Raw genomic sequence first — 26,078 nt, 5'->3', positions numbered from 1 at the left:
ACAGGCGCTGCCCTCCGTGAGGAGGTCAGCGCCTGTTTTTGTGGGGAGGCGGCCGGGGCGGGCAGTATCAGATCGGCGTCGGTTCGAGGGCGCCGTTCTTCCTCGCGTTGGTGTCGAACTGCGTGCGGTACAACTCGGCGTAGCGACCACCGCGTACAAGCAGTTCTTCATGGTTGCCGCGCTCGATGATTTGGCCTGCCTCGACGACAAGGATCAGGTCGGCTGCCCGGATTGTGGACAAACGGTGTGCGATCACCACAGCAGTCCGCCCGGCGAGCGCTTCGCCGAGTGCTTCCTGAACCGCGGCTTCCGACGTCGAGTCGAGATGCGCGGTGGCCTCGTCCAGGATGACGACGCGAGGCTGGGCCAGGAGCAGTCGTGCGATGGTCAGGCGTTGACGCTCACCGCCCGATAGGCGGTATCCGCGTTCACCCACCACTGTCTCCAATCCGTCGGGTAGCGACGCAACCAGGTCGGTGAGCCGTGCTCGCTCCAGAACCTCACGCAGATCTTCTTCGGTGGCATCCGGTCGCGCGAGGAGCAGGTTGGATCGAAGGCTCTCGTGGAACAGGTGCCCGTCCTGCGTGACCATGCCGACGGTTTCACGGATGGAATCGGAACTGAGGTCTCGGACGTCGACGCCGCCCAGCTCGACCGATCCGGAGTCGATGTCGTAGAGGCGCGGAATCATCTGCGCCACGGTCGACTTTCCGGCACCGGACGTGCCGACCAGGGCGACCATCTGTCCCGCTTCGGTGCGGAACGAGAGGTCGTGCAACACGTCCTCGCCGCCGCGGGTGTCGAGGATCGCGACCTCCTCCAGCGAAGCGAGTGACACCTTGTCGGCAGAGGGGTAAGCAAAAGTGACGTTCTTGAACTCGACGGATACCGGGCCCTCCGGCACCGTGCGTGCGTCGGGCTTCTCGGTGATGAGTGGTGCCAGATCGAGAATCTCGAATACCCGCTCGAAGCTGACCAGAGCGCTCATGATGTCCACCCGGGCGCTGGCCAGTGCGGTCAACGGCGAGTACAGCCTCGTGAGCAGCAGCGCCATCGCGACGACGGCGCCTGCATCCAACTGACCGCGCAGCGCGTAGAAGCCGCCGAGGCCGTAGACGAGGGCAAGGGCAAGCGCGGAGACCAGCGTCAGTGCTGTGACGAAGACGGACTGCAGCATCGCGGTCCGGACTCCGATGTTGCGCACACGCCTGGCACGAACCGCGAACTCCGCAGACTCTTGCGAAGGGCGACCGAACAGCTTGACCAGAGTCGCGCCGGGAGCGGAGAACCGTTCCGTCATCTGGGTGCTCATCATCGAATTATGGTTGGCAGCTTCACGATTGAGTGCCGCGAGTTTTGCGCCCATCCGCCGTGCGGGGATCACGAAGATGGGGAGAAGTACCAACGCGAGCACGGTGATCTGCCACGAGATCCCGAGCATGACGATCAGCGTGATCACCAGCGTGACCAGATTGCTGACCACTCCGGACAATGTGTCGCTGAAGGCGCGCTGAGCGCCGATGACGTCGTTGTTGAGACGGCTGACGAGCGCTCCGGTTCGAGTTCTGGTGAAGAACGCGATCGGCATCTTCTGGACGTGATCGAAGACGGTGGTGCGCAGATGCAGGATCAGATCTTCACCGATGCTGGCCGAGAGCCACCGGGTCAACAGGCCCAGCGCGGCCTCGAGAATTGCGACCAGTGCGATCAGGGCGGCAAGTTTGACGACCACGTCGACGGCGTCGCCGCCGACTATCGCGTTGACCACGCGCCCGGCGAGGACGGGTGTTGCCACGGCAAGCGCAGCCGTGACGACGCTCAGTACGAGGTACCAGCTGAGATTGCGTTTCTGCGGGACTGCGAATGTCGCGATCCGCTTCAGTGTCGCCTTCGAGAACGGGCGCCGATCTTCTTGCGCGTGCATCGCGTTGTACATCGCGTTCCACGCGGTGACTTCCATACTCATGACTTCGCCCCTCCGGTCGCCGGCTACGAAGATTACGCGGCCGGTACGACACGAAGGTAGAACCTAAACCAAACTTCAGGTCAAGTGTGGCCTCAGCGGGCGACGTCGACCACCACTCGCGGAGGATCGCTGAGCGTCGTCACCGTGAACGGCTGCTTCTCGGTCACCCCGATGAACGACTGCGTGACTCCTTCGAACACGTTCGACCCATTGACCTCGGTCACGACTCCGCCGACGCCGGGAACCGGGTTGGGGCCGGAGTACTGTTCGACTCCGCTGTCGAAGGGATAGGCGGAACCGTCGATCAGGACCTGGATCACTGCGGCGCCCTGGATGTTCACGGGCTTTCCGCTGCCTTCCTGCGTGGCCGCGTCGACGTACTTGACGCGCCATCCGGGTGTGCCGGTGCCGCCCATCTCGTAGACGACGCGATCGAATCCGTCGTGCTCGCCCACGCGGACGTCGACGACGGTGAGCTTGGATTCGGTGCCCGCTGCCGATGTCTTGTCGGAGCTGTCCGTCGGGACTGGTTCTGTGGTCGACGCTGCGGCACTCGAAGTCGAGGTGACGGCCGAGGTGGCTGCCGTGGGAGTGGTCTCCGCGTCCTGCGAACAGGCAGTAAGGCTCACGCCCACTGCGATGGCAGCGACAGCGGCAAATGATCTCGTCCGGTTCGTTGTCATGACTCGATCGTAGGGCTCGCGTGATCGGGTTCCGCGGCGGCGGTGCCCGGAGTTATCTAACCGATATCGCCGTCGACGTAGAGCCACTTGCCATCCGTTCGCGCAAATCGACTGCGTTCGTGGAGCATTCCCCGCTCGCGCCCGAATGCGTAGTGAGCGCGAAATTCAACGACGCCGTCGGAATCGAACAGGCCACCTCGTTCGGTGTCCAGGATCTCCAACCGGAGCCAATTCTGGTTGGGATCGAGATCGAGTTCGGTGGGGCGATTGTCGGGATGCCAAGTCCGCGTGAGGTATTCGTCGTCCATCACAGTGAAAGCCGTGTAGCGCGAACGCATCAGGGTTTCGGCGGTCGGGGCATGTGCCGCCCCGCTGAGGTACTTGCCGCAGCACTCGACCAACGCGTTGCCGCTGCCGCACGGGCACGGATCGTTCGGTCGGGGTGTGGTGGGGCGGCTCGAGGTCACCGCCCCATTACAGCACGGGTTCTCAGACCAGCTTGTGTTCGCGGTTCTCCCAGTAGGGTTTGCGGAGGTCGCGTTTGAGGATCTTTCCGGTGGGATTGCGAGGAAGGATCTCGACGACGTCGATACTGGTCGGGCACTTGAACTTTGCGAGGCGTTCTTGTGTGTAGGTGATCAGTTCGGTTTCGTCGATCTGCGCATCGGCGGTGAGAACCACGACGGCCTTGACGGTTTCACCCCAGCGGTCGTCGGGAACGCCGATGACCGCGACCTCCGCGATTGCCGGATGCTCCACCAGTACGCGTTCGATCTCGGGGGAGTAGACGTTCTCGCCGCCGGTGATGATCATGTCCTTGAGACGGTCCTCGATGAACACGAAGCCGCCGGAGTCGGCGCGGCCCATGTCGCCGCTGCGCAACCATCCGTCGGCGGTGATGGTTTCGGCCGTCGCCTCGGGCTTGCCCAGATATCCGGGTGTGCACTGTTCGGATCGCCACCACAGTTCGCCGGTCGTACCGGTGGGCACGTCCTCGAGCGTGACGGGGTCCACCACGCGCATCTCGACGCCGGGGATCGCTGTACCTGCTGATGCCATGCGCTCGACCTGCGACTCGTCGCGGTGAACGTCCGGCATCAACGCGGTAATGACACCTGCCATTTCGGTCATGCCGTAGACCTGGACGAATTCGGTGTCCGGCCACGCTGCGAGTGCCGCTCGCAACAGTGGGAGCGGCATGGGGGCGGCGCCATAGGTGATGCGTTTGAGTGCCTTGAAGGCGGCGACTGCCTGCTCGCCGGCGGCCAGGACCCCGGCAATGACCGGTGGGACGAGGAAGGCGATGTTCGCTCCGGCGGCGAGACCGGCGAAGATCGACGGCCCGTCGGCTTCTCTGGTGAAGTGACAGCGTCCACCGGCGTGAATTGCCATGATGGCGTAGCACGTTCCACCGACGTGGAACATCGGCATCGCGATCAGAAATCGATGATCCTCGTGAGCCGGCAGGATTTCGAGAACACTGTTGCTGTGCGCGAACAGGTTTCGATGCGTGAGTTGGACACCTTTGGGTCGACCGGTCGTTCCGGAACTGTAGAGAACCAGAGCGGTGGCATCGGGGCTCACCTCGGGTCGGGAACTCAGCGGAGTGACCTCGTCGATCCACGGTTCGAACTCGTCGTGTTCACCGCCAACGGCGAAGATCGACTCGACGGCCGTCAATCGATCGCGCATGGCGACGATCTGGGGCAGGAGGTCGCTGCCGACGAACAGGATGCGTGCGCCACAGTCCGCGAGGACGTAATCCAGCTCTTCGCCCGAAAGTCGCCAGTTGGGAATGACATTCGCGGCCCCGAGTAGTGAGGCGGCGTACGTGACTTCGAGACAGGACAGATGATTCTTGTCGACGAAAGCGACAGTGTCGCCGGCACCGATGCCTGATTCGGCGAGGGCGGCGGCGATACGCAGGATGCGGTCCCGCCACTGGGCCCACGTGTATTCGGTCCCTTGGAAGGTCATCGCTGCTTGATCAGGCTTGACCGTCGCCCAGTGCTCTAGCCGATCGAAAATGATTCCAGCGGTGGCGTCGGACATTCGGCCGCCTCTCTCGTGTGATTGGTGTCACAAGGTTAGTGCGCGCCCGCCATTCATATCGCTGTTTCTCGCCAATGCACGCCCTTGGAGCGCCGTGAATTCTCAGACCCTGATCGGCTCGGCCGTGGATATCAGGGTGGTCCCCGATGGCGGGCGGGCCCCACACCCGACAGGATGGAACCAACCATTGCGGGCGTCCGTGTTTTCACGGGCGCCCGTCACGCCCGCAAAGTAGCACCGAAGTGAACAGGAAAGGCGATCATGAGTTCGCACGCCCAGGATGTCGCGGCCCGCGCAGTCGGCCTGTCCAAGACCTACGGCACCGGAGATACCCAGGTGCACGCCCTCAGTTCGGTGTCCGCAGATTTTGCCCGCGGTGAGTTCACGGCGATCATGGGGCCGTCCGGTTCCGGCAAGTCGACGCTGATGCATTGCCTCGCCGGTCTGGATTCCGCCAGTTCGGGTTCTGTCCTCATCGGCGACACGGAACTCACGACGCTCTCCGACAAACAGATGACGCAACTACGACGCGATCGCATCGGATTCGTCTTTCAGGCGTTCAACCTGGTGCCGACGCTGACGGCGCTCGAGAACATCACGTTGCCCCTCGACATCGCCGGACGCAAAGCGGATCAGACCTGGCTGAACAGCGTCCTGACCAAGCTGGGACTCGGGGATCGGCTCGATCACCGGCCGGGAGAGTTGTCGGGTGGTCAGCAGCAGCGTGTGGCGTGCGCGCGTGCGCTGGCGGGTCAGCCGGAGATCATCTTCGGCGACGAGCCGACCGGAAACCTCGATTCGAAGTCCTCCGGGGAGGTGCTCTCGATCCTGCGCGCAGCGGTCGACGAGTTCAACCAAACCGTGGTGATCGTGACGCACGATCCGCGGGCAGCGGCGTACGCCGATCGGGTCGTGTTCCTCGCGGACGGCAAGATCGTCGACGAATTGCGCGAGCCGACGGCGGATTCGGTCCTCGATCGGATGAAGCGCCTCGACGCTCCGCAGGCGGTCGTGAACGTGGAAGCCGGGGCTTGAGCACATGGCTTCGGTAAGCAACTCGCCGATGCGCAAGGTTTCCCTGCGCAACTTGGCGGCACACAAGGTGCGACTTGCGCTGACGGTTCTGTCCGTCGTGCTCGGTACGGCTTTTGTCGCGGGGTCCTTCGTTTTCACCGACACCCTCCAGAAGACCTTCGATTCGATCTTCGAGAACACTGCCCAGGGCGTCGACGTTCGGGTATCGATGGAAGACCGCAACACCAGCGGCGTTCCGGTGGAGGACGTCGACAAACTTGCCGCGGTTGACGGCGTCCGGGCGGTCGCGCCGGCCGTCAGCGGACAGATCGTCCTGATCAATGCAGACGGTGGTGCCGTTCAGACGGGCGGCGCGCCGAGTATCGGGCAGTCCTACCTACCTCCGGGCCAGGCGATTGCCGAACCCGACACCTTCGTCGAGGGCGCGCCTCCGACGCAGACCGGTCAGGTCGCGCTGAACACCAGCGCCGCCGAGCGCGCCGGTCTGAAGGTGGGGGACCCCGCCAAGGTTCTGGCTCCGGCCCGCGGAATCGTGGACGTGACGTTGTCCGGCATCTACGAAGGGGCCGGTAGTGACACCGGTGGATTCATCGGCGCGCTCTTCACCGACGAACAGGCTCGTGGACTTTTCACCGACGGCCGGCATGTCGAGTACATCGACGTCGCGGGCAACGGGGTCTCGCAGACGGAACTGCAGCAACGCGTCGAGCAGGTTTTCCCCGATCTCAAGGTGCAGACCGGTGACCAGGTTCGCGAGGAGACCAAGGCCGAGGTCGACTCGGCGCTGAGCTTCATCAACTACTTCCTGCTGGCGTTCGGTGCGATCGCTCTGCTCGTCGGCACGTTCATCATCTACAACACCTTCTCGATGATCGTGGCGCAGCGTCTTCGTGAGCTGGCGCTGCTGCGTGCGATCGGTGCGAGCCGAGCGCAGGTCGGTCGTTCGGTGGTCACCGAGGCGTTGGTGGTCGGGCTCATCGGCAGCATCATCGGTCTGCTCGGTGGTATCGGTCTCGCCTACGGATTGCGCAGTCTGCTCAACACCTTCGACGTCGGTCTGCCGGAAGGCCCGCTTCAGGTGGGCGCGCGCACGATCATCGTCGCGTTGGTGGTGGGCGTCGTCGTCACGACGCTCAGCGCTTACGCTCCCGCTCGGCGTGCGTCGAAGATCCCGCCGGTAGCGGCCATGCGTGAGGAGTTCGCCTCCACTGGCGACTCGCTGCGGGTGCGGACGCTGATCGGCGCGATCCTCGGCGTGATCGGTGTGGCACTGCTCGTGTTCGGCTCTCGCGGTACCGGCGGCGGCGCCGCTCTGATAGTCGGACTCGGCGCGTTCTCGTTGATCATCGCGGTTCTTCTCGGTGCTCCGGCGCTGTCGCGGCCGATCGTCGGTGCGCTCGGTGCCGTGTTCGCCAAGCCGTTCGGTGCCATCGGGCGGCTGGCTCGTACCAACGCGGTGCGCAATCCCCGTCGCACGGCCGCAACGGCATTCGCACTGACTCTCGGCCTGATGTTGGTGACCGTCATCGGAGTGTTCGGATCTTCGGCCAAGGCGAGCATCAATGCTCTTGTGGACGTGGGTGTCTCGGCCGACTACATCCTGACCGGTCCCAACGCGATCGGTGTGCCGCGCGGTGCGGCCGACGCCGTCCGGCAGGTGCCCGACGTGCAGAGCGCGACGTCCTTGCACGGAGTGCGCGCGAAGGTCGACGGTGAGGACGAGCAGGGCGCTTCGTTCGACGGTCCGATCGAAGGCGTGCTCGAGTACAAGATCCTCGAGGGCACGGTCGATCTGACCGGCAACAACATGCTCGTCTCGAAGTCGACTGCGGACGACAAGGGGTGGGCTGTCGGCTCGACTCAGACGCTCACCGGTCCCGGCGGCGTCGAGTACCAGACCGTTGTCGCGGGAGTGTTCGAGGACAACCAACTGATCGGTTCGTGGATCGTCTCGGACGAGGCGTACCGGAAGCTGATGCCGGCGGAGAGCCTGCCGGACTTCGTGGTTCTGGTGAAGGCGAAGCCGGGGGCGGATCTGACGACGCTGCGATCCGAACTCGAAACGGCGACGGAGAAGTACGTTGTCGTCCAGGTGCAGGATCGTGAGGAGTTCAAGGGAACCCAGGGGCAGCAGATCAACACGTTGTTGGCGATCCTCTACGGTCTCCTTGCACTCGCGGTCGTGATCGCGATCCTCGGCATCATCAACACGTTGGCACTCTCGGTGGTCGAGCGGCGACGAGAAATCGGAATGCTGCGAGCCGTCGGCATGCAGCGAGGACAGATGCGACGCACGATCTACCTCGAATCGGTGCTCATCGCGGTGTACGGCGCTGCAGTCGGAGTTGTTCTCGGCATCGCGTTCGGTTGGGCGTTCGTCAGCACTCTCGCGGATCAGGGCCTCGACAAGATCACGATCCCGTGGGGTCAGGTAGTCGGAATGCTGATCGGCTCCGGTGTGGTCGGCGTCTTGGCGGCGCTGTGGCCGGCCAACAGAGCGGCCAAGACGAAGCCGCTGGAGGCGATTGCGGACATGTAGGGCCTTCGGCCCCGTGCGCACTTTTGGTAGCGGTAACAGCCGAAAGTGCGCACGGTACCGTTGCCGCATGAGCACCCTTCAAGAAGTCGGCGAACGTGAATCCTGGCGCTGCTGGCTGTGCGACGAACCGGTCGACCCCGACATGTCCGTCAACGATCCGCGTGGCCCGAGCATCGACAGCATCAACACCGCAAAAAAGGGTGGCAAGACCAAAGGTGGCGTCGAACGTCTGGCACATCGCGCATGCAACACCAAAAAGGGTGCGGTCAAACCTGTTGTGGAATGGCCGGATCGGCTGTTCGTCGTCGATCCCGCTCCGATCATCGGGGTCGTGGAGCAGCTCGAGCGCAAGGGTGGCCGCGTCGCCGTCGCTCGCTGCCCCGGCAAGGACGACGCCCAGGAAGCCTCCGACTGGCTGATCGATCGGTTGTCGCGTCTGGCTCCCGCGTTGAACGTCGAAACGAGCATCGACGCCGCGGGTGGGGGTTACCTGTTGGTCCTCAAAACCGTGTAGGAGCGCAGTTCGGGGGCCGTCTTTCGCGGTACCTGTTCCGCCTCCAGTGTCGTCGGGGTACGGTCGAACCGAACATGAATCCGGTTTCGAGTGCGAAGGAATTCCGATGAACCTGGCATTGACCGACGAGGAACTAGCGTTCCGCGACGAGATGCGGACGTTCTTCCGTACGCAAATCCCCGCGGACATCAGGGAGGCGTACGCCCACGGCGAGGAGTTGGGGCGCGACCGTATGGTCGAGGCGCAGCAGATCCTCAACGCTCACGGTCTGGCGGTGCCGCACTGGCCGGTCGAGTGGGGCGGCAAGGACTGGACCCCGGTCCAGCACAACATCTGGCTCGACGAACTCCAGCTCGCGTCTGTCCCCGAACCGTTGGCGTTCAACGCCAACATGGTCGGTCCGCTCATCGCGGCCTTCGGCTCGCAGGAGCAGAAGGAGAAGTTCCTTCCGGCGACCGCGAACCTCGACATCTGGTGGTGCCAGGGATTCTCCGAACCCGAGGCCGGCTCCGATCTCGCTTCGCTCAAGACTCGCGCGGTCCGCGACGGAGACGACTGGGTCATCAACGGCCAGAAGACGTGGACGACGCTGGGACAGTACGCCGACTGGATCTTTTGCCTCGTGCGTACCAACCCCGATGCGCCCAAGCGCCAGGCGGGCATCTCGTTCATCCTCGTCGACCTGAAGACGCCTGGCGTCACGGTCCGCCCGATCAAGCTGATCGACGGCGGCTACGAGGTCAACGAAGTGTTCTTCGAGGACGTCCGCGTCCCGGGGGAGAACCTGGTCGGTGAAGAGAACCAGGGCTGGGGTTATGCCAAGTTCCTGCTCGGCAACGAGCGCACTGGTGTCACGCGCGTCGGTTTCTCGAAGGTTCGTCTCGCGCAGGCCAAGGCTCGCGCTGGCGAGGTCAAGGTCGGTAACGGAACACTGCTCGAAGATCCGCTCTTCGCTGCCCGCCTCGCCGAACTCGAAAACGAATTGCTTGCACTCGAGCTCACTCAGCTCCGGGTGGTCGCCAGTTCCGCTGACGGCCAGCCGAATCCGGCCTCGTCGCTGCTGAAGCTTCGCGGTTCCGAATTGCAGCAGGCGAGTGTCGAACTGCTGATGGACGTGGCCGGCCCCGATTCACTGCCGTACGACGCGGGCAGCGACATCGCCTCCGCGAGCTGGGCGCAGCACACTGCCCCGACGTACTTGAACTACCGCAAGGTATCCATCTACAGCGGATCGAGCGAAGTGCAGCGCAGCATCATCGCCTCCTCGATCCTCGGATTGTGAGGCGTGGCATGGACTTCGAACTCAACGACGAGCAAAAACTTCTCCGCGATACCACCAAGGATCTCCTCGCGCGCAGCTACGACGCCGAGAAGCGCAATGCGATCATCGACTCCGATCCCGGGTGGAGCCCGCAGGTCTGGAAGCAGTTGGCCGAGGTCGGCTTGCTCGGCCTGACGTTCTCCGAGGACGACGGCGGCATGGACGCGGGGCCGGTGGAAATCGGCGCGGTCATGACCGAGATCGGTCGACGCTTGGCTCCCGAGCCGGTACTCGACGCGGTCGTGACGCCGGGCGGCCTCATCTCCGAAGGTGGCAGCGCAGAGCAGCGGTCGTCGATCCTTCCCGGTGTTGCCGAGGGCGTCACGTTCCTGGCGTTCGCCGATCAGGAACCCGGAATCCGTTGGCCGGCAACCGAACGTGCGACAGCCGCGGCGCAGGTCGACGGCGGTTGGGTCGTGACAGGGATCAAGAATCCCGTCGGGCACGGCGCGACGGCGGACATCCTCGTCGTGAGCGCTGCGCTCCCCGGCGGTGGCGTCGGACTGTTCCTCGTCAAGAACGATGCCTCCGGTTTGGTGCGCAAGTCCTACGCCACTCACGACGGTCTGCGCGGTGCGCAGATCGAGTTCACCGACACGCCGGCCGAAGCGCTCGGTGAGGGCGGCGACGCTTCCGCTCTGATCCAATCAGCGCAGATCCGTGAGCAGGCTGCTCTGTGTGCCGAGGCTGTCGGAGCGATGGAAGAGGCGCTGCGACTGACCACCGAATACCTCAAGACGCGTAAGCAATTCGGAGTTCCGCTCGCGAAGTTCCAGACGCTGACGCATCGCGCTGCCGACCTGTACGTCTCGCTCGAGTTGGCGCGCAGTATGAGTCTCTACGCGACGATGTCCCTTGCCGACGGCGTCGTCGATCCCGTGATCGCTTCGCGGGTGAAGTTGCAGATCGGGCGTTCGGCTCGGCTCATCGGTCAAGAAGCAATCCAGATGCACGGTGGTATCGGTATGACCGCCGAATACCCGGTGGGTCATTACGTGAGCCGACTCGTCGCCATCGAGCACACGCTCGGTAGCACCGAAGACCACCTTCGGGTGTTGGCTGCCGGTGTGGCTGATCACGAGATGGTCAGCGTGGTCTGACCTTTCACGACTCAGGTAGGGGTCGCACTCCGTTCGCGGGGCGCGGCCCCTTCGCCGTTCAGTGGTGATTACGCAGGACATCCAAGCGGAGACGGCGCTGCTCGATATTGGCGGCGCTGTCGGTGAACGCTTGTTTCCAGCCGGGGTCGCCCGTTCGGGACGCCGCGTCGTGCAGAAGCGGAATCGCGTCGAAAGGGAAGCGCGCCTGCACACTTCGCAGGGTGGAGAAGTGACTGTGGCGCGAGTGGATGCCCAAGTCCTCGCCTGTCGCAGCATGCTCCAACGCTTCGTTTTCCAAGGCATTCAACAGTTTTTCGGCGACGGCCAGTGGCCATGGGCGGTCGATGCCGTCGAGTAGCGCGCTGCCGTCGACTCCCAGAAGGTACTCGTCCGCGTGTCCGGCGACGATGTACTCGACGCGCTCGCGCGGGTCCGCGATGGCGACGATTCTGCGGTCCGTCGTGCGCCCGTCTCGCTCCAGAAATGCCGACGCCCATGCCGTATTCTTCTGGAGAACGGTTGCCGCAGTCCATGATTCGATCATCACGTCGCGCCACTGCTTCTCGATGGGGATGGTGAGGGCGCCGCGCGGTGAACCGGCCATCGATTCCCAGAGCGTCAGGGGAGTGGCGGTCACGACTTGCCGCAACCACCAGCGCCGGATGCCTTTGTTCTTGTAATGGACGTCTTCGATGCCGTCTCGGAATGCGAGGTCGTCGAGCGAACCCGGCAATCGGACGGCCAGGCGGGGTCGCAACGGCTTCGTCTCGAGCCGCACCCACGACTGAGCGCGAGTGACCATGCGAGAGGCAAACGGAGATCGGGGGAGTTGCCGCAGGAGTTGAATTGCGCGCTCACGGACCCGCACGGCTGAATCCTCGAGTGCGCGCTCGAGGAGGGCGTAGTCGTGTTCACCCAGCCCGACGTCGAGATGGTCGAGAAAATGCAGGCGGCTTGCCGTGGCCTCGTCGTCCCAAGCGATCTCGAGCTCTTCGCTCGCCAGTTCCGGGTCGACCGTACGTATGTAATCGAACCAGGCCGTACGGTCGGCCGGATCGGGCGAAAGCCACAGCTCGTCCCGGCGTGATCCGATTCGTCGTAGCTGGGCCCAATCCGGATTCTGCTCCGCCAGATACTGCCCACGTCGACCGGCGAGGCGTAGTAGCGCTTCGCGGTGCTCGGGATACTTCATCGCGGCTTCCATGAAGAGCGGAACGCTGGCAGCGGGCGCGAGGAATCCGCGTTGGTCGGCCATTGCGAACCATTCCGCGAGAGTCCAGGAGCGAACCTGCAACAAGGACTGAAGTTGTTCGATCGCGAGGTCGGGAAGCAGCGGTTGAACCGCTGGACCAGTCTTCGATGCACGCGAGTGACCTGCGTGCGCGTCTAATCGCAGGGAGGTCACCCGCCTACGGTATGGCAGGGGTGCGTAGAGCTCAGGGGCAGGGGTCGGGCGCGTGTCGGCAGATTCTGGAACAGTGGTAACCGGCGACCACCAGGAGGCGTGAGATGACAGACGGAACTGACGACGTCTTTGTCGTGGCGTCGGTGACCGAACGGCGAACGCTGATCTCCACGCGGGTGAGGGAGTGGTGTGCGGCGGGGACCGTCGAGTCGAACCGACCGGAGTTGTCCGACGACGTCGCACTGCTGATTGCCGGTGGCTATGCGGACGAGTCGACGCGATCGATCCTGGCGAACCGGCGCAGTGTCGGGCGCTCGTTCCCGGAGATCGGCGGCTTCTCGGAGTTGCGCTACCTCACCGACGAACTGGCCCGCACCAGAGCCAGACTGGTCGCGACCCGCATCGGTCCTGTTCAGGTAGTCCTCGAACGGCGGGTGCAGACGCTCGACAAGCGCGTGCAGTCGATGCGTTCGGCGATAGTGCATTCCAATCGTCACTTCGCGAGCAGCGTCCGTGCCATTCGCAAGGACCGTCGCGACGGCCTTCATCTCGATGTCGAGCAACGTGAGGCACTTTTTGCCGGGCTCACCCGCACCCCGGTTCCAGCCAAGCTGCCGGTGGGGTTGGGGGTCGTGGCAAGTGGTGGAAACGCTGCGCTCGACAAACTCGCCGCCCAGCTGGGGAAGGTCCAGGGAACCGGTGTCATCGCCGACGCGGGTAGGCGGATCGCGGAGGTCCTCGACGGACTGGTCGATTCCGAGCCCGAAGGACGTGCAGGGGAGTACGACGCTCTGCTTTACCTCGCCGGAAATCTGTTCGACCGGATCGAAAGCTCCAGCGCATGGCATTCCGACCACTTTGTCATCCAACGCCATCAACTCGACCTGGCCGACGAGATCACCCAGATCGCGGTCGATACCGTAGCGCTGCGTTCGATTCTCGCGGAGTTGGACGACGCGGCTGCGTTGGCACGCGACGAGGGGACCCGAGCCGGGATCGCTTCGCGCAAGGAAGCGCTCGGCGCGGTCTGGGACCAGTTGGTCGAACGCGTCGCGGCGCTCGCGCGGATCGGTGACCTGGTCGCACGGGCCGAGGATCAGTTGAGTTCGCAGCGCGCGGTTGCGCATGCAGCGAGCCTCGACAGCCGGATCGACGACCTACTTGCGCGCTCCGGTTCACGTGAACTTTCGGCCGCAAACACGCACTACGTCGGGGATCAATTCGACGGTGTGGAAGAGCTGATGTTCGCTCACCGCGCGGCTCTTTACGGGGACATTGCACTGCTGACCTCTGGGAACGAGCGTCGGGCGCCGTAGTCAGGCCGACGTCGGAGCTGTAAGGTCGGAGGTACTGACCGGCCGCACGATCGAAGAACAGGCCGAGAATTCGCTCCTTGCTCGACCCCGTGCCGATCCGGTGATGCGGGCGTATCCGCTTCAAGACAGGTCGATCATGGAAGACACCGCAAGCCGCGGCATCAATGCGTTCATTTCCGAAGCTACGCAGCGTGGGGGCAAGGCCGTCCGGCTCACACACTCGCGTCGTAATCCCGTCGAGGTGACGGGTGCAGACGGCACCAGTCGTATCGTCCGAGTGCGTTCGAAGCTCGAAGGCGACTGGCAGGCCAGGCGTCAAGACGAGTCGCTCGAGAGTGACGACACGCGCTCCGAGTTCTGGGTGTTCGTGGACCTGGCAGCAGATCCGCACGAGTTCTTCATGCTGCCCTCCAACGAGGTCGCCGACGACATCCGTGCCGAGGTCGACCTGTGGATCATGGACAGCCCCGGACGCAATCGCACCGGTCATCATGCGATCCCCCGCGGACGCGTCGTGCACGGCCATGATCGTTGGGACGCTCTGGGCCTCGCTGCCGTCAAGGATCCGAGCATTCACGTCGAGACACCGGTCGCAGCCAAGCGCAAGGCTTCGCCGGTCGCGGCGAAGAAGCGCCGCGCCAGCGGAGTCGAGGAGATCGAAGTTGTCGACAATCGCCTCGAGATGACGGCTGATTGCCACGGATACCGCTGGGTCGGACGCTTCGACGAAACCACCGAGGTGGTCGAGATCATGCGCGGACCGATGGAAGGCCGCCGGTTCCCCGATCCGACCGCCGCCGCCAATGCCGTCACCGGTCACATCTCAGGCGACACCGAGAGCCATGACGGCTGGTCGTTCTGGACGATCAACAACACTGCTCTCGGTGCCCATCTCAAAACTGCCTGATCTAGGCGCCGACTGCCGCCGACACCCGTTCGAGCGTGTCCAGTTCATTCGACGACAGCACGAGGTTCGGGGCGTCCAGTAGCGCGGGGAGCTGCTCCGGCCGGCTGACGCTCGCGATCGGTGCGGTGATGCCCGGTCGAGTCAGCAGCCAGGCCAGCGCGACGGTCGAGATCTCGGTGTCGTGTGCCTGCGCGATTGTCGCCAGTTCTGCGACGACGTCGAGTCCGGCGTCGCTGAAGTATCCAGCGGTCAGTCGTTCGCGGGAGCTGCCTTCGATGTCTGCGCGGGTCTTGTACTTTCCGGTCAGGAAGCCGGACGCGAGAGCGAAGTAGGGGAAGACGCTGATGTTGTTGTCGGTGGCGATCTCGGCGAGTTCAGGTTCGTACGACTTACGGTGCACCAGGTTGTAATGCGGTTGCAGCGCGATCGGCGCGGCGTAACCGTTCTCTTCGGTGATCCGCAACCACTCCCGGATGCGGTCGGGGCTGTAGTTGGAGATTCCGAGGTAGCGAACTTTGCCCGCGACGACCAAGGCATTGAAGGCTTCGAGCGTTTCTTCGAGCGGAGTCTGCGGGTCGTCGAAATGCGCGTAGTACAGATCAATGCAGTCCGTCTGCAGACGGCGCAGCGACGCCTCTGCTGCGGCTGCGATGTTGTCTGCCTTCAGCCCTTTGAAATCGGGATGGCTACCCACCTTGGTGGCGACGACGATGTCGTTCTGTAGTCCGCGATCGGTGATCCAATTCCCGATGATCGTTTCGGATTCCCCACCGGAATTTCCGGGAGCCGACGCCGTGTACGAGTCGGAGGTGTCGATGAAGTTTGCACCGGCTTCGGCGAACGAGTCGAGGATCTCGAAGGACGTCTTCTCGTCTGCGGTCCAACCGAAAGGGTTGCCGCCCAAGCTAAGTCGGAAGATGTCGAGGTCCGAATTTCCGATGATCGCCACTGTGTGGAACTCCCGTCGATGAAGGTGGTCGCTGCATCCCGCACCGTACCCTCTCATGGCACTGACGATGGCGCGCCCTCGCCAGGTTCGCCGAAAAATGTATCGGATCGTGATGGCCGCCGTCGGCGTAGGTTGGCCCCGAATACTGAATTCTTCGATGGACTACTGACAGGGCGATCGGCGCCGCGGGGCATCTGCTCGCAACAGAGCAGCACAATGACATCCTCGAAGGCGTCTGAGCGAAGTGCGGTCTGGAGACGATCCGGCGGTACGAATACAAATCGAGCGGCCCCGCATTTCGCGGGACCGCTCGACGTGCGGAGAAACCTACTGCGCGAGTGCGCGCTTCATGCCGCGTTCGACTGCTGCGATGATCTGCGGACGCAGTTCTGCGGCAGGCACGATCTCATCCACCGAGCCGACCTCTCGGGCCCGCTGGATGTTGTGGATCGCTTCGAATTCGGATGCCACTTCGCCGAGCTTGTCGGAGCGGACGGCGATGCGCTGAGCGTTCAGTTCGACGCGCAGATGTGCTTTCTCCGTGTCGTCCTTGGCTGCTGCCAAGTCTGCTTCGAGTTGCTGCACCTTCGGATCGTTGTTGGTGCGGGTGTTCACCTCGCGGGTGAAGACCACTGCGGCGGCCGGGGCGCCGCCGAGTACCGAGGCGAACGAACCTTCGACAGCAAGAACTTCCATGTTGTCGTTGAGCGCGCCGGAGAACACGACGAACGCGCCACCGTGGTAGCGGGAAACGACGCAGAACACGATCGGTCCGTCGAAGTTGACGATGGCGCGGCCGATTTCGGCGCCGTACTCGAGCTGGATGTTGCGCAGCGACTCCGGTGAACCGTCGAAGCCGGACAGGTTGGCCAGCACCACGATCGGACGGTTGCCGCTCGCAGCGTTGATCGCGCGGGCCGTCTTCTTCGACGAGTTCGGGAACAGCGTTCCCGATGTCCAGGTGTCGGGTCCGTCGGCGGGGAAACGACCCTTACGCGGGATCGCGCGGGACTCGATGCCCACCACCGTGACGGGATGTCCGGCGAGGTGCGCGTCCAGAACGACCGAGGTGTCGGCGCCGGCCATGTCGGCCCAACGCTCGAGTACCGAGTGGTCCTGGTCGACCACCGAACGCATCACGGTTCGAATGTCGAAGGGCTTCTTGCGATCCGGGTTCTTCGCCGAGGAGAAGATGTCGCCGACCGTCTCGAAGTCGCTCGACGGGTGGGTGTGCGGGAAGCTACGCACGTCGCGATCGACGGGGTCCGTGGTCGCCGCGCGCCTCGGGAACCGTTCGCCGGGAGCGAGGTACGAGTGTGCGTAGTGACGGAACAGGATCTCGCACGCCGCGGTGAGGTCGGGGGCCCAGTACTGCGCCTGGCCGTTGGGGCCCATGACGCGGTCGTAACCACCGATACCGAAGTTGTCTTCGGCCGACACACCGCCGGAGTAGTCGAGAGACTGCTTGCCGGTCAGCACCATTGCGCTGTCCGGGGTCATCACCAGAATGCCCTTGGTGTGCATCAACATGGTGGCTTCGGCGTTCCAGTAAGGCTGAGCGCCGACGTTGATTCCCGTGACGACGATGTTGATCTCGCCGCCGTTCTGGGTGAACGTGATGATCCGGCGCAGACCACGCGAGACCCAGTCCATGTTCTCGGTGCCGCTCTCCATCGAGATGGTGGCACCCGAGGACAGTGCGAACCACTCGACCGGAGCGTTCAACTTCTCGGCCAGGTCGATGGCGGCTACCACGCGTGAGCACTCGGCCTCGGCGACAGTACCGAGCGCCTTGGTCGGATCACCGAAAAGCGCTACGCGGGTCATTCCCTCGGGATAACGCGGCGTCGGAGTGTTCACGAGGCCGACGACGATTCCGGCCTTGTTGAGTCCGTACGGACGCTCGACGGGGGACAGGACGCCCGCTTCGTCGAAGTCGTGCTCGACGAAGGTGCCCTTGGTACCGGTCAGGAGCGGAATCAGCTCGTACGGGTACACCGTGCCACGTGCCCGCGAACTCTGAACCTTCTGCGCATAGGCGTCGAGGGGGAGCAGAGGTTCGGTGGGGGGAGTGGTCTTGTTGATGACCACACCGGCACCCGCGCGGTAGGAGAAGCGCAGCGCAACTTCCTTGGGTGCGCCACCCTTCCGGTCCTTCAGGCGGGTGATGAGCGTGATCTCTTCGATCCCGGCACCGACGGTCAGTCGGGCTGCGTTCTGAGCGATCACCGAGAAGCGTTCGCTGGGAACGTCGGCGACCGGCCACACGTAGAGCACGACGCGGTTGGCCGCGAGTCGACGCTTGTCCCCGCGCTGGGACTGCGCACGGCGGATGCCGTCGAGGCAGGCGGCAAGAGTGCGCTCGATGGCCGGCAGAGCAACCATCTGGCCTTCGTCGTCGAGTTGCGGTGTCACGTCGCGGATTTCGGCCAGAGCGATCAGACGCTCGTCCTTCGGGTTCTCCTTGGCGGAGAGGTGGAACAGGTAGGTGTTCTCCGGAGCCGGGAGACGCTTTCCGTTGAAGTTCTTCAGGCGCCACATGTCCAGACGCTGACCCGTGAGCGGGTGCATGTCGCGAATGATGTGGTCCTCGACCAGTTCACCGTCGACCGGACGGAAGGTGACCCATCGGACCGGATCCCCGTTGGGGTTGCAGATGATCACCGTGGCGCGCCGTGAACGGGTGATCGTCTCGTTGCGCGAGAGTTCGGTACGCAGCGTCTCGACGAGCGTGTCGCCGTCAGCGGGCTGATTCGGCCAGTCGAGGTAGATGTCGACCACCAGGCCGCGACCCGACGGAGCATCCTGCGCGATCGTGGCGACATCGTCGAGAGCGGTTCCGAGAGCATCGAATTCGGCCACCGTCGAGACCAGGTGCAGACCGTCGCCCTTCAGATCGAAGTTACCGGTTACGAAACGGCGGTCGACGTGCTCGAAAACGCGGACGTCCTCGAATGAGTGAATCTTGTAGTAGCGACGTGTGATGACCTCGAGCAGTGGTCCGCCGTCGCGGTTGCCGAGGCCGATCTTTCGACCCAGCAGGTCCAGGAGCGGTTCGGGGGTGGCGACGAGGTTGGCGATCCGCTCGTTGAAATCAGCAGCGTCCGGCTGCTCTTCGAGGTAGGCGAGGTTGCCGCGTACTCCGTCGTAGACGTCTTCGCGAACCTTACGGATTCGCGGCTCGTCGAAGAACCGGAAACGAAGGTTGCGGGCGACGTCGCCGATGACGGGGTAGCGGACCTGCGTCGCGACGATGAGTCGATCGAGAACCTCGTTCAGCTCCTGAGCCGAGCAACCGGGAGCCTTGTCGCCGACCAGCCAGCCTTCGAGAAGTGCTGCAATGACCGGGATCTGGGCTTCCATCCGCTGCAGAGCCAGGAAGAGTCGGTAGACCGCTTCCTCGACTGCCTGGCGATCTTCCAGATCGGTGACGTCGTAGTGGCGAAGTGCGCGTTCGAGTCTCGTGCGGAACGACGCGGGCAAACCTTCACGCTCGGCGTCGAGCGAGTGCAGGAAGGTGTGGAAGTGCTCGCGGGGGCTGTGGACGGATTCGTCCTTCGCCGACTCACCCGAGGTGGGCTTGTTGCGCGAGAGTTCGCAGATGTCGGCGAACGTGGTCAGCACGGCGAGTTCGGCCCGCACCAGTTCGCGGTCCTCGGATTCGAGTGCGCTGCGAAGAGCGTCGTACTCGGCCAGGACAGCGTTGGCGTGCTTGCCGCTGACGTCGTAGCCACTGAGCATCGCGGTCAGGGCTTCGAGCTGTGCCAGTGCGTCGTCGCGGGCGTCGGTACCCGAAGTCGCAGCAGGAAGGTCGAATTCGACGCGCGGAGCCTTTTCCGCGACAGCTTCCTCACTGACCTGGTCGACGCGCAGGAGCGGCGCGCCGGCATCGACCTGCGAGTTGACGGTGGCGAGAACTTCTCGCACCTTGCCCGCGTAGGGAGCGCGAACTGCGGTCTCCATCTTCATGGATTCGAGCACGACCAGAGTGGAGCCGGCTTCGACGTCGTCGCCGACCGCGACCGGTACGGCCACCACGACGGCAGGAGCCGGCGCGCGGACCACTCCGGCGTCGTCCTGGCTGATCTGGTGGCTGATGCCGTCGACCTCGACGAGATAACGAGCCGGGCTCACAACGGAAACGACGTGGAAGCGGCGATCACCGATCACCAGACGTGACTCGAAGTCACCGAGACGATCGACGTCGACCTCGATGTCGCCTGCGTCTCCGTCGACGCGGTAGCGGTGCGGGCCGATGCGCCCGACGGTCAGTTTGTATGCCTGACCTTGGTAGTTGAGCTCGACACTACGTCCGATCGCGTGATTCGCGCGGGGGCGACCGCCACGTGCCGAGGCGAGGAAGGCCGCACGCTCGAGGAATTCTTCGACGTCGTAGGCATCGATGGCGGTGGCGATCAGCGCGACGTCGGCGCGGCGTGTGGCGCCGGTGAGGGCGCCCGTGCGGTCGAGCCAGCCGGTATCCGCGGATGCGGAGATGACCTCGTCGCGATCGAGTAGGTCGAGGAGGAACGACTTGGTGGTGGTGCCGCCGTCGAGTACGACGGTGGTTTCACGGAGAGCGGTGCGTAGACGCGCGAGTGCTTCGGAGCGGTTGCGGCCCCACGCAATGACCTTCGCGACCATCGAGTCGTAGTCAGGCGGAATGACGTCGCCGGCTGCGATGCCGGTGTCGACGCGGATGCCCGAGCCGAGCGGGAACTTCAGCAGCTGAACGGTGCCCGGCGCTGGAGCGAAATCGTTGTCGGCGTCTTCGGCGTTGAGGCGAGCCTCGACGGCATGACCGAACGCGGGCGGGCAGTCGCCGACCAACTCTTCACCGCTGGCCACGAGAATCTGCAGTTTGACGAGGTCGATGCCGGTCGTGACCTCGGTGATCGGATGCTCGACCTGGAGGCGCGTGTTGACCTCGAGGAAGGTGAAGAGCTTGTTCTCGGGCTGGTAGAGGTATTCGACCGTGCCGGCGCCGTGGTACCCGGCTGCCTTGACGAGTTCGGCCGAGACCTCCTTGAGGTGGTCCGACTGTTCTTCGGTGAGGACGGGGGAAGCGGATTCTTCGATGACCTTCTGGTTGCGACGCTGAATCGAGCAGTCACGAACGCCCGGAGCCCAGACGTTGCCGTGGTTGTCGGCGATGATCTGTACCTCGACGTGGCGCGCATCGGTGACAAGGCGTTCGAGGAAGACGACGGGGTCGCCGAACGAGCGCTCGGCCTCACCCTGGGTGCGCTCGAGCGCAACTTCGAGCTCGTCCTCGGCCCACACCTTGCGGATGCCGCGTCCGCCGCCGCCGCTGCGAGCCTTGATGATCAGCGGGTAGCCGATCGCCTGCGCGTGACGGCGTGCGTCGGCGCGAGTCTCGACCGGCCCGCCGCTCCACGGGGCGACCGGTACGCCGACCTTTTCGGCGAGGATCTTGGCGGCAACCTTGTCGCCGAGCAGGCGCATCGCGTCGGCGCTCGGACCGATGAACGTGATGCCCAGCTTCGCGACGATCTCGGCGAACGTGGGGTCCTCGGCCACGAAGCCCCAGCCGACCCAGACGGCGTCGGCCTTGGCTGCGAGAAGTGCTCGCTCGAGTTCGGCGTAGTCGAGGTACGGGCTGCCCGTGCCGGTGCTGCGGAGAGTGACACCTTCGTCGGCCTGGCGAACGAACATGGCCCGACGCTCGGCCTCCGTGTGCAGTGCAATGACGCGAATGCCGTGGTCGTGTTCGGCGTTCAGTTCGCGTACAGCCCTGATCAGGCGGACCGCGGCCTCACCTCGATTGACCACTGCGATTCGTTTGAACATTGTCACTGCCACCGTCCCTTGATGAGATTCTTCGTCACGTACGTTGCGATATGAGCCGACCGTGTCCCACATACCCGGATTGTCCGGTTCGTGAACTACGCCGCGATGCGCTGTGTTTCCCCCGGTTGCGCGTCGGCAGGTGATTGCCCTTCCGGTTCGTCGAGTCCCTTGCGCCGAAGCACCGTGTGCGCTGATGCACCACGTGTGCCTTGTGCGCCACCCTGCAGGCGTGGACTCAGAACCGCTCCAATCACGAATCAGCAACATATTGTGTCTGCTTCCAGGGAATCCCTGGTTTATCTAAGGATGCAGTATGTCGACGCTCATGTCACCTGGGCGAATTGAAGAATATTAGTCAACGTGAACCACGGTTACATATATGGTGTTAAACCATTGCAGTGCAACAGGATTCGCTCTTGTGACAGGGATCACGATGGTAATGAAATTGGCAAGAAAGTGAATACTCACTGGTAACAAAATCGCATATTCGGAGAATTCTCCCGATTGCTCGATTATTACTGATCGGTACTACTGGCGAGTATTTTTTATGTCCTGTCGGACCGTTTTCGAGAAATCGCTTTCGATGGTTGCGATGTGCTTTGCGATCGCATCGAGTCCTCCGGAAGGGAGTTGCAATGCGTCGCCGAGGGCAAGTGAAGTCCGCTTGAAGTGCTCGACAAGTGGTTCGTATTTCGTGACCAGTCTCAGTCTGTCGGTCTCGTTCAGGTACTTCACGCTTCCCGCGTTGTCGACGAAGTCGCTGAACTTCACGAGGAACACTGCGGGATCCGCGATCGCGCGGATGACGTGATCCTGGTATCCGGCGGTGGTGTTGTCGTGCGGGTATTCGATCGGATTGGTCACTGCCTCAACAAGTTCGGAGATTCTGTGGCCGAAGCGCGAGGCGATGAGTGTTGACGCACGTTCTTGCGCATCGGAAGGGGACATATCGTCTGCAGTCTGACCACCGAGGAGCGCGATGACGGCGTGTGGTCGGTCCTCGACCGTGTCGTGAAGCGCGGTTGCGCTCAGGATCTCGACATCGGAGCACCCGTACCGAAGCAGGCGCAATACATTTCGTAGGGGATGAACGATGTAGGGATCCTCGTCGGACTTTATCCCGTTCTTTCTGAACTGATCGAGGTGCGCGAGGGTCGCGACCTCCATGGCGAGTCGCAGGGTTTCACCCGGGATCGCCAGTTCGTCGACGGCGCTCTCGATGGCGAAGACCAGCGTCGCAGCGTCCATCTCTTTCAGGGGCAACTGATCGAATGCAGATCTGATCGGGTCGGAGTTGCTCATGCCGAATAGCCTTCCGGTTGGTGAGGCGTCGCGACGAATTTCCTGGTGCGGATCTGCGATCGAGCCCTGGTTGACGCCGGAAATACGGGCCGAGGTCAGAATCATCTTGATTCTATCCGGCGACTGCGACAGCAAGTGTTCCTAGCGTTGTCATCGAGGTCGGCGGGGAGTTTCGTCCGCGTCCATCACAAGCAGACTAGGGCAGGAAGAGGTTCGATGACCACGGAGGCGACCCTGGCGTCGTTTGTCGAGACAGTTCACACGGATGTCGACATCCATCCACTGGACGACCCTGTGCGACAAGGTCTTCGCGGACAACATGCGCATTTCGCTCACTGGGCAGGGAGGGTTGCACGATACGACCCGACGGTCGCGCCGTTTGTCGGTCATCCGCCCGAGTTGGACGCCGAAGACTGGGAGAACCTGCGCACACTCGTAGGTCCGGGCGGCACAGTAGGTTTGCGAGGATTCGACCATCATCCGCCGGTAGGGTGGCGCATTGTCGATCAGTTCGGCTCGGTGCAGATGGACGGCTCCGCACTCGAAGTCTCTGTTGATCCGTCGGTCGAACTTCTCGGAACGAGCGATGTTCCCGAAATTCTCGCGTTGATCGAGCGCACCAAACCCGGGCCTTTTCTCGCTCGCACCGTCGAGATGGGGAGCTACTACGGCATTCGCGTCGACGGAAGACTTGTAGCCATGGCGGGGGAGCGGCTGCACCCTCCGGGATGGACGGAAATCAGCGCGGTGTGCACTGACAGCGATTTTCGAGGTCGAGGACTGGGCACGACCCTGATCCGAGCCGTCGCCGCCGGGATTCGCGAGCGCGGCGAGCTGCCGTTTCTCCATGCAGTGCAATCGAATACGAATGCGATCAGACTCTACGAATCACTGGGATTCGTGCTGCGGAAGAAATCCCGGTTGACCGCGGTGCAGGCGCCCGCCTGATCGAATTCTCGCCGACGCCTGTGTTTCGGGCGCACGGCCACTAGTCTGAACAAATGACAGTCGATCAGGCGTTGGACAGTGATTTCCTCACTCTTGCCGATCCGTACCGCCGCGAGTTGCTGGCGCACTGCTATCGCATGATGGGATCAATCCACGACGCCGAAGACCAGGTCCAGGAGACGTTCATCCGGGCTTGGCGAGGATTCGACGGTTACAAAGGCCAGTCGTCGCTCAGAACCTGGCTCTACCGCATCGCGACGAATACGTGCCTGACCGCGCTGGAAGGGAGATCGAGGCGTCCCCTCCCGACCGGCCTCGGCGCACCTAGTTCGGACCCGGCCGACGATTTGGTCGAGCGCAACGAGATTGCCTGGTTGGAACCGATCGCCGATTCTGCGTTGGGCGACGTCAATGATCCGGCCGTCATGGTCGTCAATCGCGACTCGGTGAGGCTCGCGCTTGTCGCCGCTTTGCAACACTTGTCCGCGCGCCAACGTGCGGTTCTGGTTTTGCGTGACGTTCTGCAGTGGAAGGCATCGGAAGTTGCGGAGGCCCTGGACACCACAACCACTGCGGTGAACAGCCTGCTGCAGCGGGCTCGCGCACAGATCAATCACATCGCGCCTACTGAGGACGACCTCGTGGAACCGACTACCGAGGCTGCCCGGAAATTGCTTCGCGACTACGTGCACAGCTTCGAGAGCTACGACGTCGAGGCCATCGTTGAGCTGTTCACGCGCGAGGCCATCTGGGAGATGCCGCCGTTCGAGGGTTGGTACCAAGGCCCCGAGGCAATCGGGCAGCTCATCGGAACCAAATGCCCGGCCGACGGACCAGGGGCGATGCGTCTACTTCCGACCGCTGCCAACGGACAGCCGGCGTTCGGCCTCTACATGCGCGAGCCCGACGGCGTTCACCGAGCTTTTCAGTTGCACGTTCTCGATGTCACCGAGTCAGGGATCTCGCACGTGACGTGTTTCTTCGATCTGAGCCTGTTCCCACGGTTCGGATTGCCCGCAGAACTGTAGGAGCAAGGAGTTGCGCGAGCCCTCCGGTATGGAGGACCCGCGCAGCTACTCGTTACTGCTCTTGCTGCCCGTTACTGCTGGGGAACCGTCGCAGCCGGGTCCATCCACATGACCTCCCAGACGTGGTTGTCGAGGTCGCGGAATGCGCGTCCGTACATGAAGCCGTGATCCTGGGGCTCCATCCACTTGCTACCGCCGGCAGCAATAGCCGCGTCGACGAAGGTGTCGACTTCCTCCCTGCTGTCGGCCGACACACACATCAGTGCCTCGCGAGCTTTCGACGTGTCACAGATGTCGTCGGCGATGAAGTCCCCGAAACGGGGTTCGTTCAGGAACATGACCGTGGCGGAATCGCTGACGATCATCGAGACGGTGTTCTCGTCACTGAACATGTCGTTGAACTCGAAGCCGAGGCCGCTGAAGAATGCCCGCGTGGCAGCGACATCCTTGACCGGCATGTTGACGAAGAGAAGACGAGACATGGAGTGCTCCTTGAGGTCGGTTGACTGATTACTGATCGCTTCGGTTCCAGTTGGTTCCTGTTCATACAGACCGCAGGGGGGACAGAAAGTCATCGCGGCAGTCGAAAATTCGGAGAAAATGTCGGTTGTTAACCCGTAGTAGTGCTCTGACCTGGCGATTTGGTGTTGTGTTGATCTTCGCGTAACTTTGTCCAGGTCAGAGCGACACGGACACCGACTCCCACCTGCGAGGGTGAGTGACACGAGGTTGTACGAAGTGCCTGGCGAACACAATCCAGTTTTTCTTCAGAAGGTTCCGGTTTGCGCCGGTGACCTGGTTGGGGTAGGCTGGAAAAGTTGCCCCGGAGCGGCGGCCATAGGGTCGTGGTGATGGTGTGTGCGTGTTCTTTGAGAACTCAACAGTGTGTCGATGAATGTCAGTGCCAAATATTTTTTGGTACTTCACATGTCGGATGATGTTCCGGGCCTTCGGGTTTCGGTTCTGATGTTCGGGGTGTGAGTATTTTTCGTCGGTGATTGTTCATTCTTCCGTCTGAATGGTTGCCGACACATTTTTGCTAGTTGAGTTTTTTGCTAGTGATTTGACTCTTTTTGTCTATGACTGATTAGCAGTTTCGGCTGTGAAATCTAGAGTCTTCAACGGAGAGTTTGATCCTGGCTCAGGACGAACGCTGGCGGCGTGCTTAACACATGCAAGTCGAGCGGTAAGGCCTTTCGGGG

Annotated in this window: 18 protein-coding genes and 1 rRNA gene; 10 read left to right on the top strand and 9 right to left on the bottom strand. The window is 63.0% G+C overall.

Annotated elements, in window-relative coordinates:
• Positions 1-67: 67 nt before the first annotated feature.
• The 4 genes from ACWF6P_RS28745 to ACWF6P_RS28730 form a co-directional block, all read right to left on the bottom strand.
• Positions 68-1,966 (bottom strand): ABC transporter ATP-binding protein, encoded by a 1,899-nt coding sequence (locus ACWF6P_RS28745; RefSeq protein WP_452623318.1) that lies wholly within the window; start codon positions 1,964-1,966, stop codon positions 68-70.
• A 92-nt stretch (positions 1,967-2,058) separates the two neighbouring features.
• On the bottom strand, positions 2,059-2,649 hold the full coding sequence (locus ACWF6P_RS28740; protein ID WP_452623317.1) for an AMIN-like domain-containing (lipo)protein: 591 nt from the start codon (positions 2,647-2,649) through the stop codon (positions 2,059-2,061).
• Positions 2,650-2,705: 56 nt separating this feature from the next.
• A complete protein-coding gene (locus ACWF6P_RS28735) occupies positions 2,706-3,116 on the bottom strand; it encodes a YchJ family protein (protein ID WP_452623316.1) in 411 nt (136 codons plus the stop codon).
• Between the two features lie 22 nt (positions 3,117-3,138).
• On the bottom strand, positions 3,139-4,701 hold the full coding sequence (locus ACWF6P_RS28730; RefSeq protein ID WP_452623315.1) for a long-chain-fatty-acid--CoA ligase: 1,563 nt from the start codon (positions 4,699-4,701) through the stop codon (positions 3,139-3,141).
• A 261-nt stretch (positions 4,702-4,962) separates the two neighbouring features.
• On the opposite strand from ACWF6P_RS28730, the gene ACWF6P_RS28725 reads away from it, so the two are divergent.
• The 5 genes from ACWF6P_RS28725 (at position 4,963) to ACWF6P_RS28705 (ending at position 11,210) form a co-directional block, all read left to right on the top strand.
• Positions 4,963-5,736, top strand: coding sequence for an ABC transporter ATP-binding protein (locus ACWF6P_RS28725; protein ID WP_092763254.1), 774 nt, complete (start codon positions 4,963-4,965; stop codon positions 5,734-5,736).
• A 4-nt stretch (positions 5,737-5,740) separates the two neighbouring features.
• The gene (locus ACWF6P_RS28720; protein WP_452623314.1) at positions 5,741-8,275 is read left to right on the top strand and encodes an ABC transporter permease; all 2,535 of its coding nucleotides are present in this window, start codon (positions 5,741-5,743) and stop codon (positions 8,273-8,275) included.
• Between the two features lie 67 nt (positions 8,276-8,342).
• Positions 8,343-8,789, top strand: a complete 447-nt coding sequence (locus ACWF6P_RS28715) for a hypothetical protein (RefSeq protein ID WP_007736175.1) — start codon at positions 8,343-8,345, stop codon at positions 8,787-8,789.
• Between the two features lie 106 nt (positions 8,790-8,895).
• Positions 8,896-10,071: an acyl-CoA dehydrogenase family protein gene (locus tag ACWF6P_RS28710; RefSeq protein ID WP_452623313.1), complete on the top strand. Its 1,176-nt coding sequence runs from the start codon at positions 8,896-8,898 to the stop codon at positions 10,069-10,071.
• Between the two features lie 8 nt (positions 10,072-10,079).
• Positions 10,080-11,210 carry an acyl-CoA dehydrogenase family protein gene (locus ACWF6P_RS28705; RefSeq protein ID WP_452623312.1) on the top strand — a complete coding sequence of 377 codons (1,131 nt, stop codon included), beginning with the start codon at positions 10,080-10,082 and terminating at the stop codon, positions 11,208-11,210.
• A 58-nt stretch (positions 11,211-11,268) separates the two neighbouring features.
• Here the strand turns inward: ACWF6P_RS28705 and ACWF6P_RS28700 are convergent, their stop codons facing one another.
• Complete coding sequence (locus tag ACWF6P_RS28700; protein WP_452623311.1) at positions 11,269-12,858, bottom strand: DUF5691 domain-containing protein; 1,590 nt, start codon at positions 12,856-12,858, stop codon at positions 11,269-11,271.
• Here ACWF6P_RS28700 and ACWF6P_RS28695 point away from each other — a divergent pair.
• Both ACWF6P_RS28695 and ACWF6P_RS28690 read left to right on the top strand, forming a co-directional pair.
• A complete protein-coding gene (locus tag ACWF6P_RS28695) occupies positions 12,750-13,931 on the top strand; it encodes a hypothetical protein (RefSeq protein WP_452623348.1) in 1,182 nt (393 codons plus the stop codon). The genes ACWF6P_RS28700 and ACWF6P_RS28695 overlap by 109 nt on opposite strands.
• Positions 13,932-14,067: 136 nt before the next feature.
• Positions 14,068-14,838: a hypothetical protein gene (locus tag ACWF6P_RS28690; protein ID WP_283302988.1), complete on the top strand. Its 771-nt coding sequence runs from the start codon at positions 14,068-14,070 to the stop codon at positions 14,836-14,838.
• A gap of 1 nt (position 14,839) precedes the next feature.
• Here ACWF6P_RS28690 and ACWF6P_RS28685 read toward each other — a convergent pair whose 3' ends face one another.
• From ACWF6P_RS28685 to ACWF6P_RS28675, 3 genes are all read right to left on the bottom strand, one after another.
• On the bottom strand, positions 14,840-15,787 hold the full coding sequence (locus tag ACWF6P_RS28685) for an aldo/keto reductase (RefSeq protein WP_378449108.1): 948 nt from the start codon (positions 15,785-15,787) through the stop codon (positions 14,840-14,842).
• A 327-nt stretch (positions 15,788-16,114) separates the two neighbouring features.
• Positions 16,115-21,598, bottom strand: a complete 5,484-nt coding sequence (locus ACWF6P_RS28680; protein WP_452623310.1) for an ATP-binding protein — start codon at positions 21,596-21,598, stop codon at positions 16,115-16,117.
• 528 nt (positions 21,599-22,126) lie between these two features.
• Positions 22,127-23,005, bottom strand: a complete 879-nt coding sequence (locus ACWF6P_RS28675) for a hypothetical protein (RefSeq protein WP_452623309.1) — start codon at positions 23,003-23,005, stop codon at positions 22,127-22,129.
• Between the two features lie 111 nt (positions 23,006-23,116).
• Between ACWF6P_RS28675 and ACWF6P_RS28670 the strand changes: the two genes are divergently transcribed.
• Positions 23,117-23,848: a GNAT family N-acetyltransferase gene (locus ACWF6P_RS28670; RefSeq protein WP_452623308.1), complete on the top strand. Its 732-nt coding sequence runs from the start codon at positions 23,117-23,119 to the stop codon at positions 23,846-23,848.
• A gap of 53 nt (positions 23,849-23,901) precedes the next feature.
• Positions 23,902-24,876 carry a sigma-70 family RNA polymerase sigma factor gene (locus tag ACWF6P_RS28665; RefSeq protein ID WP_452623307.1) on the top strand — a complete coding sequence of 325 codons (975 nt, stop codon included), beginning with the start codon at positions 23,902-23,904 and terminating at the stop codon, positions 24,874-24,876.
• A gap of 71 nt (positions 24,877-24,947) precedes the next feature.
• Here the strand turns inward: ACWF6P_RS28665 and ACWF6P_RS28660 are convergent, their stop codons facing one another.
• Positions 24,948-25,358, bottom strand: a complete 411-nt coding sequence (locus tag ACWF6P_RS28660) for a VOC family protein (RefSeq protein WP_003945103.1) — start codon at positions 25,356-25,358, stop codon at positions 24,948-24,950.
• Positions 25,359-25,994: 636 nt separating this feature from the next.
• Here ACWF6P_RS28660 and ACWF6P_RS28655 point away from each other — a divergent pair.
• Positions 25,995-26,078, top strand: a 16S ribosomal RNA gene (locus ACWF6P_RS28655); the annotation flags it as partial.

Source organism: Rhodococcus sp. NPDC055024 (assembly GCF_053608585.1).
The sequence above is the reverse complement of the archived record's forward strand: the minus strand, read 5'-3'. Positions and strand labels throughout refer to the sequence as shown.